The sequence below is a fragment of the Bartonella taylorii 8TBB genome (assembly GCF_902825155.1).
Lineage (GTDB): Bacteria > Pseudomonadota > Alphaproteobacteria > Rhizobiales > Rhizobiaceae > Bartonella > Bartonella taylorii_A.
Genome location: NZ_CADEAG010000040.1, coordinates 1 through 872, shown reverse-complemented (window position 1 = coordinate 872; position 872 = coordinate 1). Strand labels below are relative to the sequence as shown.

Genomic DNA, 872 nt, shown 5'->3' with positions numbered 1-872 from the left:
TTCATTCTGCTTAACAAGACTGTCTCCCACCACTTTGTTAATCTCATTCTTAAGCTCTTTATGAATATTCGTGAAAGAACTTCCTACACCGGCAAATGCTTCTGCTACACTGTCATAGCTCTCCTCTTCAACATCACTGCCATCTCCCTTGACTGTTTTAACCTTGAAGCTTGGGGCTTTCCATTGGCCATTCTCATATTTAGCACTACCACCAAAATATGTCGCAACTGTATTATTCAAAGAATACAGCTGACCACCCGTAACCACATCATGTGAATTTTCAGCAATCTTACCATCCGCAACATTATGCAGACCAACAGCCGCAGAATCCTTTCCTTTACCAAAAGTAACACTCGTATAATTAATAGTGCCTGTTTCATCATTGTTCTTATCATAATGAACTACAGCTGAATCATCAGACTGAAGACTGTTGGAAAGATCTTTCAAGCTTGCATCAAGCTGACCTTTATTAACCGCTTCATTCTCTTTCTCTGCTGCCTTTACACCAGAAAGCGTACGATCCCCATTCGCGCTATCTGCTATACTGATGCTGCCACCATCTTTCTCACCACCAATCGCTATAACTTTTGTCTTCTCATCTCGCTTAACTAAGCTATCTCCCACAACTTTGGTAATTTCATTTTTAAGCTCTTTATGAATATTCGTGAAAGAATTTCCTACACCGGCAAATGCTTCTGCTACACTGTCATAGCTCTCCTCTCCAACTCCACTGCCATCTTCCTTGACTGTTTTAAGCTTAAATTTGGGAGCTATCCATTGGCCTTTCTCATACTTAGCTCCACCCCCTAAATACGTCGCAAATGTATCACCAAGCGAATAAAGCTGCTTACCCGTAACGGCATCGGTTGAAT

General features: G+C 41.4%; 1 pseudogene. It reads right to left on the bottom strand.

Features of this window, described 5'->3' with window-relative positions:
• A pseudogene (locus J7R13_RS08525) lies at positions 1 to 872 on the bottom strand (hypothetical protein); the annotation flags it as partial.